Source organism: Streptomyces sp. XM83C, assembly GCF_023072675.1.
Lineage (GTDB): Bacteria > Actinomycetota > Actinomycetes > Streptomycetales > Streptomycetaceae > Streptomyces > Streptomyces thermocoprophilus.
Map to the genome: position 1 here is coordinate 1 of NZ_JALLGL010000610.1, position 1,079 is coordinate 1,079.

At 75.3% G+C, this 1,079-nt stretch carries 1 pseudogene; it reads right to left on the reverse strand.

The window, feature by feature from the left end:
* Positions 1 to 607, reverse strand: a pseudogene (locus MTQ10_RS30675) (hypothetical protein); the annotation flags it as partial.
* Between the last annotated feature and the right edge of the window lie 472 nt (positions 608 to 1,079).

Here is a 1,079-nt window from a genome sequence, read left to right on the forward strand (position 1 = left end):
TGCGCGACGCTCGAACTTTGCGCGCGGTCTCCGCCGGGCGGGACGTCCGAGCGGGGGCCTCTCGGCGGCCGACGGGGGCGATCTCGCGGGTGGCGTCGTCGTCCATGGCCGGGCGGGGCGTCGGCGTGGTGGCCTCGCGGGGCGCTGCCGTTCGGGGCGGGGAGGATCGGTGGGTGGCCTCGGACGTCGGCTGAGGGCGCTCGGGTGTGTCGGCCGCGTCAGCCGTGCCGGCCGCATCGGCTGCGTCAGCCGTATCGGCGGCTTCGGCGCGCCCGGTGGGGCCGGGTCCCTTGCTGCCGGCCTTGTGCTCCACCGTGTGGCGCTCGGCCGGTTCCCGGTCGGTTGTGCCGGGCTCGGCCTGCTCGCGGTCGGCCTGGCGGGCCCGGGGCCTGTCGGCCGCCCCGGTGCGGTCCGCCGGGTGTCCGGCCGCGCCCGAGTCGGCGTCGTCGTACACGGCGTCGTCGGACGTGGCGTTTCTGGGCTCGACGGACTCGGACCCGGTGATTCCGGTTCCGGCGGTCGCGCCGCCGTCGTCAGCCGCCTCGGGCTCTTCCCCCGCCCCGGCCCCGGTCGGCTGTTGCGGCTGCGGCTGCGGCTCGTCGCTCATCTCGTGCTCGGACTCCTGTTTCGCGTCGTACGTTCCCGTACGCCTCGTTGCGCCTTCTGCGCACCACTCCCCCCCATTGAAGACTCCCGTACTGGGTGATCCGTTCCCGTGTTCTGGCACACGTCGCCCTGAAAAGCCCGTGGCAGACCCCTGGGGGATCGGCCGGCCCCTGCGCTTCGGTGCCGGAGGGCCGGGGCAGGCCGGAAGGGCGACAGGTGTGCGTGCGGGACAGCTGTACGCGGCCGTCGCAGTGGGTGGTTTTCGACGATACGCGACGTATCGGGTGGCAACGGTCGCCGGCCGCTGGGCCGCGGTGTGGTCCCGTCCGCCTTCGGCGCGCTGGTGTTCGACATGGCGCTGTGGCGCTGGGACGCGCCGCGCAGTCGGCGGCGACGCGCCGGGTGGTGGTGCAGGGTGGGTGAGCCGGGCGGCACGGACCGCCTGTACGGGGCGCTTCGGGGGTGTGCGGGGC